The sequence below is a fragment of the Chryseobacterium hagamense genome, assembly GCF_007991455.1.
Lineage (GTDB): Bacteria > Bacteroidota > Bacteroidia > Flavobacteriales > Weeksellaceae > Chryseobacterium > Chryseobacterium hagamense.
The window spans coordinates 198,323-217,282 of the sequence record NZ_BJYJ01000003.1; the positions used below are offsets into that span (position 1 = coordinate 198,323).

At 40.9% G+C, this 18,960-nt stretch carries 17 protein-coding genes; 5 read left to right on the forward strand and 12 right to left on the reverse strand.

The annotated features are described in order from the left end of the window. Nucleotides 1–101 precede the first annotated feature (101 nt). Nucleotides 102–1,241 carry a TonB-dependent receptor plug domain-containing protein gene (locus CHA01nite_RS05550; protein WP_146940318.1) on the reverse strand — a complete coding sequence of 380 codons (1,140 nt, stop codon included), beginning with the start codon at nucleotides 1,239–1,241 and terminating at the stop codon, nucleotides 102–104. A 12-nt stretch (nucleotides 1,242–1,253) separates the two neighbouring features. Further along, the gene (locus CHA01nite_RS05555; protein WP_146940319.1) at nucleotides 1,254–1,772 is read right to left on the reverse strand and encodes an RNA polymerase sigma factor; all 519 of its coding nucleotides are present in this window, start codon (nucleotides 1,770–1,772) and stop codon (nucleotides 1,254–1,256) included. A 327-nt stretch (nucleotides 1,773–2,099) separates the two neighbouring features. On the opposite strand from CHA01nite_RS05555, the gene CHA01nite_RS05560 reads away from it, so the two are divergent. From CHA01nite_RS05560 to CHA01nite_RS05570, 3 genes are all read left to right on the forward strand, one after another. Next, nucleotides 2,100–3,302, forward strand: a complete 1,203-nt coding sequence (locus tag CHA01nite_RS05560; RefSeq protein ID WP_146940320.1) for a C1 family peptidase — start codon at nucleotides 2,100–2,102, stop codon at nucleotides 3,300–3,302. A gap of 188 nt (nucleotides 3,303–3,490) precedes the next feature. Further along, on the forward strand, nucleotides 3,491–4,804 hold the full coding sequence (locus tag CHA01nite_RS05565; protein ID WP_146940321.1) for an IS1380 family transposase: 1,314 nt from the start codon (nucleotides 3,491–3,493) through the stop codon (nucleotides 4,802–4,804). 649 nt (nucleotides 4,805–5,453) lie between these two features. Next, nucleotides 5,454–5,897, forward strand: coding sequence for a transposase (locus CHA01nite_RS05570; protein WP_146940322.1), 444 nt, complete (start codon nucleotides 5,454–5,456; stop codon nucleotides 5,895–5,897). Between the two features lie 443 nt (nucleotides 5,898–6,340). On the opposite strand, the gene CHA01nite_RS05575 is transcribed toward CHA01nite_RS05570, so the two are convergent. After that, entirely contained in the window at nucleotides 6,341–7,402 is a 1,062-nt protein-coding gene (locus CHA01nite_RS05575; protein WP_146940323.1) for an NADH:flavin oxidoreductase, read from the reverse strand. 486 nt (nucleotides 7,403–7,888) lie between these two features. Between CHA01nite_RS05575 and CHA01nite_RS05580 the strand changes: the two genes are divergently transcribed. Beyond that, the gene (locus CHA01nite_RS05580; protein ID WP_146940324.1) at nucleotides 7,889–8,278 is read left to right on the forward strand and encodes a winged helix-turn-helix transcriptional regulator; all 390 of its coding nucleotides are present in this window, start codon (nucleotides 7,889–7,891) and stop codon (nucleotides 8,276–8,278) included. A gap of 513 nt (nucleotides 8,279–8,791) precedes the next feature. Here CHA01nite_RS05580 and CHA01nite_RS05585 read toward each other — a convergent pair. From CHA01nite_RS05585 to CHA01nite_RS05595, 3 genes are all read right to left on the reverse strand, one after another. Further along, nucleotides 8,792–9,184: a hypothetical protein gene (locus tag CHA01nite_RS05585; RefSeq protein ID WP_146940325.1), complete on the reverse strand. Its 393-nt coding sequence runs from the start codon at nucleotides 9,182–9,184 to the stop codon at nucleotides 8,792–8,794. A gap of 6 nt (nucleotides 9,185–9,190) precedes the next feature. Next, on the reverse strand, nucleotides 9,191–9,526 hold the full coding sequence (locus tag CHA01nite_RS05590; RefSeq protein WP_146940326.1) for a PDDEXK-like family protein: 336 nt from the start codon (nucleotides 9,524–9,526) through the stop codon (nucleotides 9,191–9,193). 102 nt (nucleotides 9,527–9,628) lie between these two features. Then, the gene (locus CHA01nite_RS05595) at nucleotides 9,629–12,061 is read right to left on the reverse strand and encodes an alpha-ketoacid dehydrogenase subunit alpha/beta (RefSeq protein WP_146940327.1); all 2,433 of its coding nucleotides are present in this window, start codon (nucleotides 12,059–12,061) and stop codon (nucleotides 9,629–9,631) included. 138 nt (nucleotides 12,062–12,199) lie between these two features. Between CHA01nite_RS05595 and CHA01nite_RS05600 the strand changes: the two genes are divergently transcribed. Then, nucleotides 12,200–12,493, forward strand: coding sequence for a hypothetical protein (locus CHA01nite_RS05600; protein ID WP_146940328.1), 294 nt, complete (start codon nucleotides 12,200–12,202; stop codon nucleotides 12,491–12,493). A gap of 1 nt (nucleotide 12,494) precedes the next feature. Here the strand turns inward: CHA01nite_RS05600 and CHA01nite_RS05605 are convergent, their stop codons facing one another. The 6 genes from CHA01nite_RS05605 to queA form a co-directional block, all read right to left on the reverse strand. Next, on the reverse strand, nucleotides 12,495–13,472 hold the full coding sequence (locus CHA01nite_RS05605; RefSeq protein ID WP_146940329.1) for a polyprenyl synthetase family protein: 978 nt from the start codon (nucleotides 13,470–13,472) through the stop codon (nucleotides 12,495–12,497). 68 nt (nucleotides 13,473–13,540) lie between these two features. Next, the gene (locus tag CHA01nite_RS05610) at nucleotides 13,541–14,413 is read right to left on the reverse strand and encodes a hypothetical protein (RefSeq protein WP_146940330.1); all 873 of its coding nucleotides are present in this window, start codon (nucleotides 14,411–14,413) and stop codon (nucleotides 13,541–13,543) included. 761 nt (nucleotides 14,414–15,174) lie between these two features. After that, nucleotides 15,175–16,113: a sterol desaturase family protein gene (locus tag CHA01nite_RS05615; protein ID WP_146940331.1), complete on the reverse strand. Its 939-nt coding sequence runs from the start codon at nucleotides 16,111–16,113 to the stop codon at nucleotides 15,175–15,177. 75 nt (nucleotides 16,114–16,188) lie between these two features. Beyond that, nucleotides 16,189–17,223, reverse strand: a complete 1,035-nt coding sequence (gene rlmN / locus CHA01nite_RS05620) for a dual-specificity RNA methyltransferase RlmN (RefSeq protein ID WP_146940332.1) — start codon at nucleotides 17,221–17,223, stop codon at nucleotides 16,189–16,191. A gap of 201 nt (nucleotides 17,224–17,424) precedes the next feature. After that, complete coding sequence (locus CHA01nite_RS05625; RefSeq protein WP_228458347.1) at nucleotides 17,425–17,667, reverse strand: four helix bundle protein; 243 nt, start codon at nucleotides 17,665–17,667, stop codon at nucleotides 17,425–17,427. A gap of 44 nt (nucleotides 17,668–17,711) precedes the next feature. Next, a complete protein-coding gene (gene queA / locus CHA01nite_RS05630; protein WP_146940333.1) occupies nucleotides 17,712–18,761 on the reverse strand; it encodes a tRNA preQ1(34) S-adenosylmethionine ribosyltransferase-isomerase QueA in 1,050 nt (349 codons plus the stop codon). Nucleotides 18,762–18,960 lie beyond the last annotated feature (199 nt).

Consider the following 18,960-nt stretch of genomic DNA (forward strand, 5'->3'; position numbering starts at 1 on the left):
TTTAACTTTTGTATAAGACGTGGTGAGGAAAAAGAAACTTCCGGAGAAATTTCTTTTTCTGATGTATTGTGAATGGATATGAGTTCGGGATGATACAAGCGCTACTTCAGGGGAAGTTTTTCCTGAAGCAGCTTCTTCAGCCTCCGCTTTTCTTTTTTTGAGATGTCTCTGGTTTCCACCAGGACAACACCATTGACTGCTTTACTTCCGAAAAGTGCAGTGGCCTTCTGATCCTTAAAGACCTGTATGGATACAATTTTTTTAGGATCGATTTTTTTGAACACTTCCGAATCGGTTTCCTTCCCGTCGACAATAAACAACGTACTCTTGTTTGATCTTACGGAACTCTGACAAGTGATCGAGATATCTACTTTACCCGAACCGGGTGTCTCTGAAATGGAATTGATATTTACTCCCGAGACTTTTCCCCGGATCATCACAGAGGCTTCCCTGCCTCCGATTCTGTTGGCCATCAGTTTGTTTCCGTCGCCTGAAGCAGAAGCCGTAAGATTGCTTCTGACCAGGCTGTTTTTGTTATAAGCTAAAATTTCAGGTTCCTGATTTTCATTTCTTAAAGATGGTGAACGGTCCGGATAGATCGCTTCCGCGGTATCGGCAATGGCAGTCAGATCAGACATTTTCTTTTTCGAAACAGAGGCTGCCGAAAGTTCCTGAACCATGGAAGCCTTCTCTTTCCTGATGCCCATGGCTATAATTTCTTCGGTATTTCTAAGGTCCGTCCTGTCTACGATTACTTGATCGTCCGGAACAGAGGCTGTTTCCCGAGGAAAGGCTTGATACAAAGGCATGACCGAAACAGGAACCATGATATGGGTACCGCGTGTTTCCGGAACTTTCCCGTAGGCTGTTTCCGGCGCCGGAGATTTCAGGATCTCCTTCATGATATTTGCCTTTACGATGCTGTCGGTTTTGCGGACCGGCGCAGCCATTTTTGCAGGCTCTTCTTCCTTTTGAGACACGTTCTGGTATGCGATGGCCTTCTGAGGAGACCCTGTGCTGTCTTTTTTACTGGTGAAATAAAATACCCCGGAACCGATCAGCAGGCTGGCAGCAATCCCATACGGGATCCATAAGCTGATGGTCTTTCTTTTTTTCTCCTCTTTTTTATCCAGCTTCTCCCCCACTTTAGCCCAGACCTTATCAAATCCCGGGAAAGTTGCAGGTTCCTCCATAGTTTTGGAAGCCTCGTTGAATGTTTTATCTATATTGGTATTTTCCATTGTGTTTTAAATTTAAATATTATGGCTGACCATCAGCTGCTGAAGTCGTTTTCTGGCAAAATTGAGCTGGGACTTGGAAGTGCCTTCGCTGATGGAAAGCATACTTGCAATTTCTTTATGGGGATATCCTTCGATGGCAAAAAGATTAAAAATAGCCCGGCATCCTTCAGGCAGAAAGTTCAGCAGGCTCAGGATATCCTTTTCGAAAGACCCTTGTTCAGAAACGGAACCGGCTGAAAAAGCATGGTCTTCCTCCAGCGAAATATGAAGTTCTCTTGACGTACGCAGCTTCTGCAGGCATTCGTTCACTGCAATCTTTCGGGCCCAGGCTTCAAAGATATCCGGATTCTGCAGCTGGTTTATCCTGGTAAAAATTTTGTAGAAACTGTCTGCCATCGCCTCCTCGATATCTTCATCATTCTTCAGGTAGCGCCGGCATACCGCATACAGTTTCCCTGCCATCTTTTCATAGACTTTACGCTGGGCATTGCGGTCGTTCCGCTGGCATTCCAATAAGAGCTCTCGTTCCATAATCAGGCTTTATATCTACATAGATGCAGAAAGTTTCAAAAAGGTTGGAAACCGGTTAATTTTTTTTTAAAAATAGTTCAATCCGGTAAAGCCGGCAAATCCGGAGTTTCTTTTCATTCTGAGAAATTTAAGAAAGGGGATACCGAAACAAATCATTAAACAATTCATCAGTTTTTAAAATAAAACAGCACGCCTGCCCTGAGTCTCAGCCCATCCGGTTTCTGCCTGATGATCTTTTCATAAAAACGGGTTGATCGATTTAACCTTTCCTCCTGTAACAAATCTCAGGTAATAACGACTATTCGTATAAATAATCTTTTTATAGTAATGAAAAAAGCCAAATTTGTATCATTACTTTTTGTTTTGTCTGCAGGAAGTATGATGTTTGCCCAGGATGATTTGATCAACAAGCTAAAAAACAACCAGTCCCAGAACGCCAATTTTCAGTTTACCACCCTGAAAGACGTCGGAGCGACTTCGGTAAAGAACCAGGGTTCTTCCGGAACATGCTGGAGCTATTCCGGAAATTCTTTCCTGGAATCCGAAATGCAGAGGATGGGTAAAAAGCCGGTCGACCTGGCAGAAATTTTTACGGCAAGAAATTCTTACCATGACAAAGCAAAATTATACGTTCTGAACAACGGCGCCATCAGCTGGGGTGACGGCGGGGAACTTCATGATGTCATCAACATGTACAAAAAATACGGTGCGGTTCCTCAGGATGTCTATACCGGACTGAGACAGGGACAGACGCTGAACAATTTCTCTGAAATGCAGGGCAAACTGAAGCCCGTACTGGACAGCCTGGTTCAGGCAGGATCGAAAGGAAAACTGACTGATAACTGGATGTCTTCCGTAGATGCCATTCTGGATGAGTATCTGGGAAAAGTTCCGGCCAATTTTACCTATGAAGGGAAATCGTACACGCCTCAGACTTTCGCAAAAGAAGTAGTAGGCATTAATGCCGATGATTATGTGGAACTTTCCTCTTATAAAGATTATCCGTATTACCAGAAATTCGTGGTTCCGATTCCTGATAACTGGAGCCATGACTCCGACTGGAACGTCCCGATGAAAGATCTTACGGCGATTATCGATTATGCTGTGACTAAAGGATATTCCGTAGGCTGGGCCACTGATGTTTCGGAACCGTATTTCTCTTATAAAAATGGTGTGGCGTATGTTCCGGATATGGACCTGGACCAGATCAACAAAGATAATAAGGGAACATTATTCAACGAGCCGAAGAAAGACAAAACCATTACCGAAGATATGCGTCAGAAGGCTTTGAACAACCTTTCCACAACGGATGATCACGGCATGCACATCGTAGGTCTTGCCAAGGATCAGTCGGGGAAAGAATATTATATGGTTAAAAATTCATGGGGTGTAACCAACGATTTCGAAGGCTACCTTTATGTAACAAGACCGTATGTGGAATACAAGTCAACCGCTATCCTGGTTCACAAAAATGCCCTTCCGAAAAGCATCAGCAAACAACTGAAGCCGACCAAAAATATTGGTCTCTAAATCGAATCGATTTTGTCATCCAATGGCAATTGCAGATATTTAATCTTGTTAAAAGCCGTTTTCAATTCTGAAGACGGCTTTTTGTATGTTATCCGTCATCTCTGTTTAACCCAAATTACGCAATAGGAAAAAAAGTAGTATTTTGGGTTTTAGAAACCCAACTGCGTAGCAGTAGAAAATTTTGAGTTATGAAATTCGAGTTATCCTTTACCAATAAAGAGATTACACCTTGGGGTGGAATGGTATTTTTAAAGCAAATGTTGGATAAAATTGAGTTTAAACAAGAAATTGAAAGATGTGAATCCTTACCTGTTTCACTTTCCAATAATTCGTATAAAAAAGAAGTTTTGCTTGAGTCATTTATCACGAGTATTTGGTGCGGAGCCAATCGTTTTTTACATACAGAAATTACTCGTTCAGATAAAGCATTAGGAGAAATATTTGGATGGGGTAAAACTCCTGCACAAGATGCTTATAAACGTTATTTTGGAAAATTTACCCCAAATATCAATCAGCAAGTTGGTCATCATTTTTTCAGTTGGTTTTTTAACAATCTAAATCTTAACTATTTTACGCTGGACATCGATTCTTCGGTTATTACCCGATACGGTGAGCAGGAAGGAGCAAAAAAAGGCTATAATCCCAAGAAAAAAGGAAGGAATAGCCATCATCCTATTATTGCATTTGTGAACGATGTAAAGATGGTTGCTAATTTTTGGCTCAGAAGCGGAGACACTTCTTCCGCAAACAATTTTGTGGGATTTTTAGAGGAAACACTCTTGAATTTTGGAGATAAAAAAGTAGGATTAGTACGCTTGGATAGTGGCTTTTTTCAAAAAAGCATTATGGATTATCTTGAATTAAAACAACTCCAATACATCATTGCAGCACGATTTACCCACCCCATTCAACACTTGATAGACCAACAAAGTCTGTGGATAAGAGTAGATGACGGCATTGAGATTTGCGATAAATTTCATCAAGCAAAAAACTGGGAAAAACCAAGAAGAATCGTCATTGTAAGGCAAAAAATAGCACAACGCCCCAAATCATCAGGAAGAACATTGAGTCTTTTTCCTGAAGATGAACTCCATCGAAATTATCGTTATTCAGCCTATATCACCAATCAAGAACACTCGGCTACTGATGTTTGGAGAACGTACCGAAACAGAGGGGATGCTGAAAATAGAATCAAGGAATTAAAGGCAGATTTTGGAGCAGAAAGTTTTAATCTCAAAGAGTTTTTTCCTACAGAGGCTGCTCTTATATTTTCGATGATTGCCTACAATTTAATGTCTGTTTTCAGATTATTTGTTCTTCAGGAAAAAACACAGAAAACTCTATCTACACTCAGATACAGAACCTTTGCCATTGGAGCTTATTTCGAAAAAGTAGGCGATACACTCAAACTAAAAATAGCACTCACAAAAAAACGAAGAAAATGGTTCGCTGGAATTTGGGATTACCCGATTGATTGGACTAAGAAAATTTCAACTGCGTAATTTGGGTTTAATCCTTTAACATCAATAACGTGAACTGGAAGAAGAACTTTGATTAACAGGTTGGAAGAAAGAAACTGGATGCCGAAAGTTTCTCCTGTCAAAAAAAGATGATAAGAGGTCTTGATGATGAAAGCAGATCTTTTGTCATTCTATTATCCGGAGTTCTTATTTAAATCCCTGATAGACAGCTGCAGTTTTATCTTTAACTAAACAGGCAACTGAATATAAATTAAATATAGCCGGATGTATGTTGTTTTAAAATTCCGAAGGAACGGTTTTCTACAGGATAGGATAAAATCCCATCAGAAGATTGAAGCATTTATTCATTTATCAGGAGAAGTCCCATTTAAAATCCTGACTGAATCAGTCTTATATTTTTGGATTAATTAAAAATCCGAACATAAGTTGGATCCATTCCAATTCATGTTAAACAGGAAGGAGAACAGGTTTTATTAATACAAATTTAAAATTTATCCGGATTATGTACCATATCTTCAAAAAATACTTATACATTCGCTTCATTAGATAATCAGGTGAAAAATAGCGGAGATCCGGAATTCGGATCAATTTCTGATGCCAATCATCATCGCGACGGTAAATAACCTTAAGATTAATAAGAGGAAAAAAGTCTTTAAAATACAAATGTGTTATGAAAAATTATAAAAATATTCATCTGGGCAAGCTTATCAAAGCCCGGGTACAAGAAAAGGAAATGAACGTGCGGAAAGTCTGCCGTTCTATGAAAATTACAGAGGAACAGCTGTACGAAATCTATGAATCTAAAAGTCTCGATTCCGAACAGATCCTGAGCTGGAGCAAGCTGCTGAACTATGATTTTTTCAGGATCTACAGCCAGCATCTGATCCTCTACTCACCTCCGGCATCAGACAAAACGGATGAAAACACAAAAGAAGAAAAATCGTCACTGCCGCAGTTCCGTAAAAATATTTACACCACAGAAATCATTGATTTTATCCTTGAAATGATAAAAAAAGGTAAAAAAACCAAGCGGGAAGTGATCGAGGAATACGGTATTCCCAAAACCACTCTGTATAAATGGCTGAGTGATATCAATAAAACCAAAAACTCTTAATTCCGAAGGATAGCAGCAAAGGCTCCGGATACGAGCCAGGAGAAAGTTCGGAACCAAGTCTTCAAAATCCATATTTAATGGTTTATTTTTTCTGTAGGTCCATGGGATAATATCTTTACGACTTACCAAGATAAAGACTTTTAAAAAATGTAAGGAGGTTAAAAAGACCTGAATTGCAAAGGAGCAGCAGGAATGTCTTATGGATAGAAAAAATGCGATGACCCGACAGAAATAGAACCCCGGCTACCTGAAAACACAGCTCTTCCGCCACCGGATGCCCGGATTAAAAAACCGCTTCAGAAAAATTTCCGAAGCGGTTTGGTTTAAATAATTGATAGGTAAAATATATGAATGGTGCATGGTCAATCCGCTGTGCTAGTCAATTGGTTTTGCACAGAACAATTCACCATTGATTTGCGAAAGCAAATTTTGCCATTTACCTTTTAGTACAGAACGGCCATGCTTTCCGGTTTGAAATCCTGAAGCTCTTCCGTTTTTCCTTCTTTGATTTTCTGTACCCAGTGCGGGTCCTGCAATAGGGCACGGCCTACGGCAACGAGATCGAAATCTCCCCGCTCCAGCCTTTCGGTCAGTTCGGATAAATCGGTTTTTCCGGTTCCCTGTCCGGCAAAAGCAGCCATGAAATCGCCTTCCAATCCTACGGATCCTACCGTGATGGTCGGTTGTCCGGTAATTTTTTTAGCCCAGCCTGCAAAATTCAGATCGGAACCTTCAAATTCAGCTTCCCAGAATCTTCGCTGTGAACAGTGGAAAATATCGACACCTGCTTCTTTCAGCGGCATCAGCCATTCTTCCATTTCTTCCGGGGTCTTAGCCAGCTTCGCGGAATAATCCTGCTGCTTCCACTGGGAAAGGCGGATGATGATCGTGAAATCTTCTCCTACGGCAGCCCTGATGGCTTTAACGATATCTATGGCAAACCGGCTCCTTTCTTTCAGCGTTTTTCCTCCATACTCGTCGGTTCTGGTATTGGTTACTTCCCAGAAAAACTGATCGATCAGATAGCCGTGGGCACCATGGATTTCCAGTACGTCAAAACCTAAGTCTTTAGCCGATTTTGCCGAAGCGGCAAACTGGGCAATCGTATCCTGGATATCCTCAAGGGTCATTGTCGATGCTTTTTCCATCGGAACCTCCGGATAATCGTCTGAACTGCGGGTATCACCGACGTGCCAGATCTGAGGTCCCATTTTTCCACCGTTATCATGGACGGCATTGATTACGTTTTGCCAGCCCTTCAAAGCTTCGGTTCCGTAAAAATCGGGGATATTCTGCATGTTTTTGGAGGCGGGCCTGTCGATCACCGTTCCTTCAGAAATAATCAATCCGACTTCCGCTTCGGCTCTCCGTGCGTAATAGTCTGCAATCTGTTTTGTGGGAACTCCGTTATCGGATTGAGCTCTCGTCATCGGGGCCATCACGATTCTGTTTTTCAGTTCTAAATTCTTATACTTAAAAGGCTTAAACAATGCGTCTGTGCTCATTTTTTAATATCTATTTTATAATTGTTACACAAAGTAACTAATAATAGTTCAAATTTGTATCCTTGTAGAAAAAAAAGTAGTAACTTCGCGGTAACTGATATTGGTAACGCGGAGGTAACTCAGGGAGTCGCGAAAGGTAAAAGTTGAGAAAAAGGCTTTCCTCCGCCGCGCTCAGGATGAACCGGGTTCAGCCTGACAATAAGATAAATGCACGTATAAAAATGCGCTGTGGGCTTTTATAAATGAAATGTCTTTGTGAAACTTAAAAGCACTTAGTAGTTAAAAAAAGCTTTGTGGACTTTGTGTTCCAAGGAGCTTAAGCAATAAACAGGGCTTTCCTTCGTCAGGCCCAGGTATGAAAATATGCTGTGGGCTTTTATAAATGAAATGCCTTCGTGAAACTTAAAAGCACTCAGTAGTTAAAAAAATCTTCGCGGGCTTTGTGTTCATAAAAGCATATCAGCCAAAAATTATAAACAAACTGTCATGAAAAAGAACGAATTAATGCAGTACAGCTGCCCTTTAGGCAAGGCCATGTCGGCTTTGGGAAGCAAATGGAAACCGATCATCGTACTGGTCATCAAAGACCGCAAACTGCGTTTCGGGGAATTGGCCGTACGCATCCATGTGATTTCCAGGAAAGTCCTTACCGACCAGCTGCGGGAAATGCAAACCGACGGACTCGTCATCCGGGAAGAGTTTAAGGAACTTCCGCCAAGGGTGGAATATTCCCTGACTGAAAAAGGGCTGGCCCTGCTCCCGATCCTCCACCTGCTGGAAGAGTGGGAAATGAAATACCATGTGTATGATCCTGAGAAAGTGAAGGATTGTAAGATGATTCTGGAAGGGAAAAAGATACAAAAGACTATTGTTTAAAAATGAGCTAAAACTTATTTAAATTTGGAGTCTATTTTTTACCATTAAGGCATTAAGATATTTTAACTTAGAAACATTAGCTGCCTAATATTGTATTATTCAATCCACTGAGATTGAGCAAAAGATTCCATAGTGTTAAAAGTTAAAAATAAACAAAGTTTATTTTAATTCAGAAAATTAAGGTGAAGAAAAATTACAGAAAATTTCTGAATCAAAATTTATACAGGTTCTTAAAAGGAGGAGGAATAATATTCTTTTTGTTTTTCTAATTGTATTAATATTTCTTTATTAGCATCTTCAAGTTTAGCAAATTCTTTTCCGGGGAAACTTGTATAACGACAGATGCCATTTTCATCATAATATTCATAGTCGCTATTACCGATATATCCATAGATTTCAGTTTTGAAATTAAATCGATCATAGTAATAAATAGCAATGCTAAATTTACCATCCTCTTTAAAAATTAAAGTAACATTGATATCATTCTTAAACGGGTAAAAACGAATGGCACGTTCATATGAACCCCCATGTAGTATTATAATATCTGTCTATTGCAATCTCTTCCTCTACTTTTTTCGCTATATCATTAAAAAATTCTTGAAGATGATTATTGGCAAAAATTATCTGAGAAAAATTCTTCTCATAAAAATCAAAATAAGATTGGTCCATATCTATTAATTTACTGCTTGAAAATTGCTGTAAAAAATCGTGAGCAAAATAATCCCATTTATTATTAAATATATGCAATTGTGCACTGATTATTTTGTCAAAAATGCTTCGGATGTTTAAATATTTCCAATTATTAGGGCAGTCCTCTTTTTTATATGAAAAAATGACATATTTTTTATTATGAAGTGGATATTTTAAATTAATATCATTTTCATAATCATCGAACGGATTTGCCATCCAATGTTAAATTTTATTTTCAAAAACCAGAATATTACTCTCATTGTATAAAATCAAATCGATGCGTTTTCCATTTGAAGTTATAAACTGGGTATTGACTTCGCTGTTTGCCATCAAACTATTTAAAAAATCGTCATCATTTAAATCAGCTAACAGTATTTTCATAAACTCATCCCGCCGCTGATATTCTGTTTTCTTTTTTAATAGATATGATAATACCTCTGTAAAAGGATTTTCATAAAAGCCTCTGGTACCGATCGAGAAAAGATTATTAGATTTTAGATTTGGATTTTCAGGAATAGTATTAAATATTTCTTTAAGCTCAGATAGATCATTCTGCATTTTAGGGGTTATTAATTATCATGTAAAATACGATTATTTAATTAAAAAAAGATAAACCGCTTCCCAAAAAGAAAGCGGTTTAAATTTTATTTCAAATCCCAATTAAGATATCGCAGGATATTTCTGAGGATTGGTTTCATTAAACATCGCGTAGATTTTCTCGACCATATCGTCTGCGGACGGCTTGCTGAAATAATCCCCGTCGCTGGCGTAGGCCGGTCGGTGATCATTTGCTGCAATCGTCAGCGGATCGGAATCCAGGTATCTGAAGGCTTTCTGCTTTTCCAAGATCTGCTGTAAGATGAAAGCAGATGTTCCGCCTTCCACATCTTCGTCGATCACAACTAAACGGTTGGTCTTCTTTACGCTTTCAGCGATTTCATGTGTCAGGTCAAAAGGAATCAGCGACTGAACATCGATTACCTCTGCCGAAATACCGATTTTTTCCAGTGCTTCCGCCGCTTCCATCACGATTCTCCAGGTTGAGCCATAGGTTACCAGGGTAACATCGCTTCCTTCTTTCGTCACTTCGATCTTTCCTACCGGAACGGTGAATTCCCCTAAGTTATCCGGCTGTTTTTCTTTCAGTCGGTATCCGTTCAGACATTCAACAATTACCGCAGGATCGTCGCTCTGAAGCATGGTGTTGTAGAATCCGGCCGCTTTCGTCAGGTTTCTCGGAACCAATACCAGGATTCCTTTGGACAGATTCAGAATTCCCGCCATCGGAGAACCGGAATGCCACACGCCTTCCAGACGGTGCCCCCTGGTTCTGATAATGACCGGTGCTTTCTGTCCGCCCTTGGTTCTGTACTGTACGGTCGCCAGGTCATCACTCATCCCCTGCAGACAGTACAGGATATAATCCAGATACTGGATTTCAGCAATCGGACGCAGCCCTCTCATGGCCATCCCGATTCCCTGCCCCAGGATGGTTGCTTCACGGATTCCCGTATCGGCGATACGCACATCGCCGTATTTTTCCTGCATGCCTTCCAGCCCCTGGTTTACGTCACCGATATTTCCGGCATCTTCACCAAAGACTAAGGTTTCAGGATATTTTTCAAAAATTCTGTCAAAATTATTTCTTACCACTACCCTTCCGTCTACCTCTTCGGAACCGTCGGAATAAACCGGCCTGATCTCTTTTACGTTCTCCGCCTTCCACTGGGATTGCGAATATAAATGGGAAGAATAATTATCTTTCTCCACTTCAAAGATTTCCTGGTATTTCTGCATCAGCTGGTTTCTCTCCTGAGAATCCGAACCTCTGGTGGCCAGCAAAGCTTTTCTTACCAACTGGAAAACATCTTTCTTGGCCTTGGAAACGAGTTTATTGAACTGCCCGATAAACCCTTCAATTTCAGAGTTCTGTCCTTTCAGGTTCTCTACCAGCGGCAATACCGACTGTACCAGATCCGTAATGGTCTTCTGATAACTTTCCCAAGCTGTTTTCTGGCCTGCCTTTACTTTCTTTTTTGCTTCGTCATCGATAGCATCGAGTTCTTCTGCTGTAGCCAGCACTTCTTCTTTACCATCGATTTCAATGGAGTAATTCAGGATCCATTCCCTGAATTTTACGAGTCCGTCGAACTGGGATTCCCAGGCCAGACGTTCTTCATTTTTATATCTTTCGTGAGAACCTGAGGTCGAGTGTCCCTGAGGCTGTGTCACCTCAATAACGTGTACCACTACAGGAATACTTTCTACCCTTGCGAACTGCTCCGCTCTTGCATAAGCATCCAGCAAGGCAGGATAATCCCATGCCTTTACCTGAATAATTTCACATCCCTGGAATTCCCCCTCTTTTCTCTGGAAACCGCTCAGCATTTCGGCAATATCGGCTTTGGCCCGCTGTTTCATGGTAGGAACCGAAATTCCATAGCCATCGTCCCAGATCGATACGATCATCGGAACCTGAAGCGCACATGCCGCATTCAGTGTTTCCCAGAAATGACCTTCCGCCGTAGAGGCATCACCAATGGTACCGAAAGCAACTTCATTTCCTCCTTTTGAAAATTTTTCAGAACCTTCGAAGGTTACGGATTTGTATATTTTGGAAGCCTGGGCCAGCCCGAGCAATCTCGGCATCTGACCTGCAGTAGGAGAAATGTCGGATGAAATATTCTTTTGTGCCGTTAAATCTTTCCAGCTTCCGTCTGCATTAAGACTGCGTGTGGCAAAGTGGCCGTTCATCTGTCGCCCTGCGGAGGCCGGTTCTCTTTCAACGCTGGTATCGGCATACAGCTGTGCAAAAAAGCTTTCTACCGTAAGGGCATCCACTGCCAGGGCAAAAGTCTGGTCACGGTAGTACCCCGAACGGAAATCCCCGTCTTTGAAAACCTTAGCCATCGCCAGCTGAGGAAGCTCTTTACCATCCCCAAAAATACCGAATTTAGCTTTTCCTGTAAGGACTTCTCTTCTCCCCAAATAGGACATCTCACGGGAAACCCTTCCTAACTTATAATCTTCAAGTATCTGATTTTTAAAATCTTGAAAGGAAATCTGCTGGGTTTCAATATAGGTTGTCTGCATAGCCCGATGTTAAATATTTTTAATGTTGAAGTATTTTGCTAATATACACTTTTTAAATTAATTTTAATTTTTAATAATCTTTTTTAAAAATTTGATAATAAAAAAAAATGTGTCTATCTTGGGATAAATTTGTAGGCAATGGAGAAAAAGTCCACCCATATTCTTAATGCTTCAAGCAATCTTCTGGGATTTTCGCTGGTGATTATTACCTCATTAAAGATCTCGAGAATAAGCCGCAGCACGCATTTGGATGAATTTGCCGGGATGGCGTGCATGTTTTTTGCCTTCAGCTGTTTCTTTTCGTTTCTGGCGATCCGGACACAGCATGAAAAACGGGCAGGCCGGTTTGAAACCATTGCGGATTATTTATTTTTAATCGCTTTATTTTGCATAGTTTCAGCGGTTATCATTGTCACCCTGAAAATAATTTAAATCAGAATTTCCTTTCAATCACATAATCGAGCATGATGTGCAGCGATCTTTTCGCTTCGGAATCCGGAAATTCATTCAGGATGTCTTTAGCTTTCTGCTGAAAATCTTTCATAACAGTCATGGCATAATCCAGGCCGCCGGAATTTTTAACAAAATTAATCAGCTCCTTGACGCGTTTCTGGTCGGTATTGTACCGCTTAATGGTGTTGAAGTAATATTTCCGGTCTTTCTCCCCGGCCGTTTTCAAAGTATGGATGAGAGGCAGCGTCATTTTCTGTTCCTTGATATCGATTCCTACCGGTTTCCCGATGACATTGGACGTCAGGTAATCGAAAAGGTCGTCTTTGATCTGGAACGCCATTCCGGTATAGGTTCCGAAGTCCATCATTTTTTTAGCCAGATTTTCACCGGCATCATTGGACAGGACGCCGATTTCACAGCAGGCTGCAATAAGGGTAGCCGTTTTCTGGCGGATGATTTCGTAATACACATCTTCCGTGATATCCAGTTTTCTGGCCTTTTCCAGCTGCAGCAGTTCGCCTTCGGACATTTCGCGGATCGTTCTTGAAATGACACCCAGCAGATCATAGTCTTTATGGTCGGTAGAAAGCAGAACTGATTTGGAAAGCAGGTAGTCCCCTACCAAAACGGCAATCTTATTTTTCCATAAAGCATTAATAGAAAAAAAGTTACGGCGCTTAAAACTTTCATCTACCACATCGTCGTGCACCAGTGTTGCCGTATGGATCAATTCGATCATGGAAGCCCCGCGGTAGGTTTTTTCATTCACCTCCCCTACCAGTTTGGCGCAGAGAAAGACAAACATCGGACGCATCTGTTTCCCTTTTGTTGTCACGATAAAACGGGTGACTTTATCCAGTAAAGGTACTTTACTCTGCATGGATTCATAAAACTTCTGCTCGAAAAGTTTCATCTCCTCATTGATCGGTCGTTTGATTTCTTCTACGGTGTTAGCCACAATCTTCGGATGATAGATAAATTATTAATTCCCACAAAGATAATTTTTTTCAGGCAATTTCAAGGGATTTACTCTCCCAGTTTATCTTTCGGAATAAAATAAAGGCTTTGTTTTCCTCCTCCCAGCGGCGAATGGAACTTTTCCCCGGAGATATAAACCCCGTCCTGATCCGCTGCAATGCCTTCAATCTGCCCGATGGACAATGCACTTCCCAGATAATAACGGCGCGGGATGCCTTTAAAAAAAAGTCCGGCTCCGGTTTCTTCAAAAATGTCCAGAAAGACTTCTGTTTTTTTGGTATAGCCGATCAGATATAATTTCTTATCAAAATAAGAAGCATCGGTCACCATAAAACCGGTTTTGTAAGTTTCTGTTTTCTGTGCTTTCTGCTTTCCGGGTATTTCCGGATTGATGAGGTAATGGGTTGTCGATTTAGCACCCCATTCTTTGGTGAAAAGATGGATTTTCCCATTCAGGTACACCATGGCTTCCGCATCGAAATTGGTTGCGGAATATTCCGGCACAAATTCCTGCTGCTCGGGATATTCAAACGAAATTAATCGGAGGGAATCGTTTAAAGAAATATCCGAAGGAACCTGATAAATTTCCAGATCTTTCCTGGTCCCGCCATTGTTTCCGAAATCACCGATGTAAAAATAAGTTCCGTCGTTTGCCAGGGCTTCCCAGTCTTTGTTTTTCCCGTTAACTTTCAGGGTATTGATGATTTTCCCTGTTTTTTTATCCAGTTCAAAAAGTTCCGGTGTATTGCCGCTGTCATTAAAAGTATACAATTTTCCGTTCATCAGGCTTAAACCAGAGCTTTCCCTGACTTTTTCCTCCAGTTCTGTGATCCTGTACTTTTTTATTTTCAGCAGACTGGACTGTTGTGCCAATGACAGAGCAGAGAGCGTTATGGTAAAGGTCAGCAATATCTTTTTCATCAGGTAAAAATATTTATTTAAATATAAACGGAAAGGTAATAATCAAAATTTATTCCTCCATACTTTCTGTCGAAATTAAACCAATGAATCTTTATTACGGTGCTGAGATTCCAAAAGTACAATAAACAGCAGTTGAAATTTTTGCAGACCAGATTTTATTCCCTGTAGTCTTAAGGAAAGTCCTTCACGGTGACGAAGAACTTAAGGCATGCCGGAATCTGTAAAAATCTGAGCTCTATGTGGGAGATCGCTAATCACAACTTTTCAGCAGAAAAAATTTTTATGTCAATTCGAAGAAGAATCTGGATTAACAGGCTGAAAGAAGGACACGGGATGCCGGAAGTTTCTTTTTTAAGGTCTTGATCATCAGACTGAATACTTTGTCATTCTATCAGATGGAATTCTGATTTAATCCTGACTCATAACCTTAGTTTGATCTTTCAACCAGGATTGAATTGATATTGCTTTAAAGTCCTGAAGGCACGTTTTACTGCAGAACGGGATGAAATCCTGTCAGAAGGGCGAACCGCATATTCGTTTTGCCAGAAGGAATTCTGTTTAAAACCCTAACTGCATCAGCGTTAATTTTATTTTTGAATAGCATCAATAGCTGAATATAAATTCAATACAGTTGAATCCATTTTAAGCTAAAAAAAGGAACAGGCAAAAACCAATTCCTTTGATATGTAAATTACAGATAAACCGGATTGATAATTCTTTATTTCTGAATAAAGCTGAGCCTAAGCCCGAATCGAGCCTATCTAGGCCGATTTCTTTTGCCTGTCTTGCCGCTGTCTGCTTTTTCTTTGGAAATAATCTTTCTGGTACTGCCTTACGGTTTTTCCGGTTCCGTCATGGCGCCATCCCGGCGAGTTAAAAATGTAATTGATCCGGTCTGAAAATTTCAGTCCCGGCTGTTTGATGTCTTTCCAGATTTTACGCCACTCGTAAAAGAGGACGGTATCCGGCCTGTTGTCGGGCATTTTAGGATAAATTCCGTATTTTACAGGTACCGTCGGGTCTTCTTTTTCAAAGGTTCCGAACAGCTTATCCCAGATGATAAGGCACATGCCCATATTCCGGTCCAGATACTTGATGTTGCAGGCGTGATGAACCCGGTGATGGGAAGGGGTTACCAGAATATATTCCAGAAAGCCCATGCTTTTTACCGTTTGGGTATGCACCCAGGTGCCGTAGACCTGACCGATCGCATAAACCACCATGATATGCCACGGATCAAAACCTAAAAATGCCAGCGGTGAAAAATAAAGATACCGGTATAAAGGCTGGAGAACCGGACTCCTGAAACCGGTGGTCAGGTTGAAATATTCCGAATTGTGATGGGTAATGTGCACCGCCCAGAAAGCCCGTGAATGATGGTCTACGTAATGCAGGACATAATAGGCAAAATCGGTAATGACGAAACAGAGCAGCCAATACCAGATGGTAAAATCCCAGGTAAAAAGCCTCATGTTGTAAAAGAAAAACATCACTCCCATGGCAAACGCTTTCATGACCAGGTCCAGCCCGAAATTGAGAAGGGCAAGATAAACACTTGTAGCCACGTCTTTTCCGTTGTACAGCTTAGCCTCCGAAACATGACTGTAAATCATTTCGGCTAAAATAATTGCAGCGTGAACAGGAATGGACCATGCGTACACATTTTCCAATCCGTTTTCACCCAAAAGGTAATCCACCATCACTTCAAATTTGAGCTACAAATTTAAGGTTTTAAGGATTCGTTAAGAAAAATTTCTGATTTTTTTAAGTAAAATTTAATCTGCCGTTTTATTGGCAAGCTGTCCGCAGGCTGCATCAATATCGCCGCCGCGGCTTTTTCTTACCATACAGACGATCCCTGCATTTTCCAGCTGACGGATGTAGTTTTCTTCTGCCTGCTTGTTGCACTGGTCATATTTCCCGTCACCGATCGGGTTATACTGGATTAAATTTACTTTAGAAGGAACCTGCCTGCAGTATCTGATCAGGGCTTTGATGTCTTCGTCACCGTCATTGATACCTTTCCAGACACAATATTCAAAAGTAATAACAGAACCTGTTTTTTTGTACCAGTACTGAAGGGCTTCCATGATTTCCGTCAACGGGAATTTATCGGAAAACGGCATAATCCCGTTCCGTTTGGACTCGATGGCGGAGTGCAGCGATAAAGCCAATTTCACCCGCAGCTCTTCATCGGCCAGCATCTTTATCATTTTAGGGATCCCGGAAGTAGATACGGTAATTCTCCTCGCCGACATTCCCAGACCTTCCGGCTGGGTGATCTTGCGGATGGCTTCCACCACATTTTTGTAGTTCATCATCGGCTCGCCCATTCCCATAAAAACGATATTGGAAAGCGGCCGGTCGAAATACATTTTACTCTGGCTGTCGATCAGTGCCACCTGGTCTACGATCTCGGCCACTTCAAGGTTTCTCATTCTTTTGAGCCTTGCCGTCGCGCAGAATTCGCAGTTCAGTGAGCATCCCACTTGTGAGGAAACACAAGCCGTCGTCCTGGTTTCCGTTGGAATCAGTACCGATTCCACCAGTAAACCGTCGTGCAGCTTCACTCCGTTTTTGATGGTTCCGTCCGTACTTTTCTGCAGGAGGTCCACTGAAACAGGATTGATGGTGTATTCCTCGGAAATTCTTTCCCGAAGGGTTTTCGAAAGATTCGTCATTTCATCAATCGAATGAAGATTTTTACTCCATAGCCAGTCATACACCTGTTTCGCACGAAACGGCTTTTCTCCCAAAGTAGCAAAGTATTCTTTGAGCTGGTCGAGTGATAAAGTCCGGATATCTTTCATAATATTAAAGAGCCAAGGTAAAAGTAAAAAGAATCAGATTGAAGGCAAACAAAAGGATTCAGGTAGAAAATGTAAGGAACCAGGTTAAATTAAAAGTTTACCGTTTTGTATTGTTAACAATTGCAGCTGAGATATTTTTCAGTTCGATACTTTCGTTTAATAAAGCATTAAACTCCTCCGAATCATAACCGTCCAATTCTTTTAAAACCCGGAGCAATAATTACTTTCGCGGGCTTCTCTTAAAGCAATTTTTACTTTATTTTTAAAATCTGCTCTGGAAGATCCCGCCTGAGATTCTTTATAATTGGCACCTGCTGAGGTTGCTGATTTTCCAAGCTGAAACCGGATGAGTTTACTTTCAGGATCATTGGGAAGCCTTCTTAAAAACTGAAGGCAACTCAACCCAAAAGTAAAGGTTCTTATAAGAACGTCGTTCTGTTTCACCTCGATTACTTTTTACTTTTAACCTGGCTCCTTTTACTTATTTTTTACAAAATTAACATTGCGTCTCCGTACGAGTAGAACTTGTATTTCTCCTTTACGGCTTCTTCATAAGCACGCATGATGAATTCTTTTCCTGCAAACGCCGCGATCATCATGATTAAAGTAGATTTCGGTGTGTGGAAGTTGGTGATCATACAGTTTGCTACCCCGAAATCGTGCGGCGGATAAATGAATTTATTTGTCCATCCGTGGAATGCGGAGATTTTCTTGTTGGAAGAAACGGAAGTTTCCAGCGTTCTCATAGTGGTTGTTCCAACGGCACATACCCTTCTGTGAGATTCTACAGCATTGTTGATGATCTGTGCATTTTTCTCGTCGATAAAGATCTCTTCAGACTCCATTTTGTGCTTGGAAAGATCTTCCACTTCGATCGGGTTGAAGGTTCCCAGACCTACGTGAAGGGTCACCTCAGCAAAATCGATCCCTTTGATCTCCAGTCTTTTCATTAAATGTCTTGAAAAGTGAAGACCTGCAGTAGGGGCAGCTACGGCACCTTCTACTTTAGCATAAATCGTCTGGTATCTTTCAGCATCTTCCGGCTCAACGTCTCTTTTGATGTATTTCGGAAGCGGGGTTTCACCCAGTTCTTTCAATTTGGAACGGAATTCTTCATAAGACCCGTCGAATAGGAATCTCAGGGTTCTTCCTCTTGAAGTGGTATTGTCGATTACTTCCGCAACCAGAGATTCGTCTTCCGTAAAGAACAATTTATTTCCGATTCTGATTTTTCTTGCAGGGTCTACCAGCACGTCCCATACGCGGGTTTCCTTATCAAGCTCCCTTAAAAGGAAAACCTCGATTTTCGCTCCTGTTTTTTCTTTGTTTCCATATAAACGGGCCGGGAATACTTTGGTATTATTGAAGATAAAAAGATCTCCTTCATCAAAATAATCCACCACATCTTTGAAAAGCTTATGCTCGATGGTTTCTGTTTTTCTATCCAGAACCATCAGTCTTGCTTCGTCTCTGTGTTCGGATGGATGTTCTGCCAATAATTCTGCAGGAAGATCAAAATTAAAATCTGATGTTTTCATTTTTTAAATTACGGTTTAAAAATTACTGAAATTACAAGGTGTAATTTTCGGACTGCAAATATACGACATCAGGCACCCCTTTGTCAAGTATTATTTACGCGGATGTTAAATTAATTTTAAATCCGGAAAGAAACCGTGGATTTACGGAACTGACAAAAGTTTGATGAACGGGAAAATGATATGCTATTAATCAAGGAAA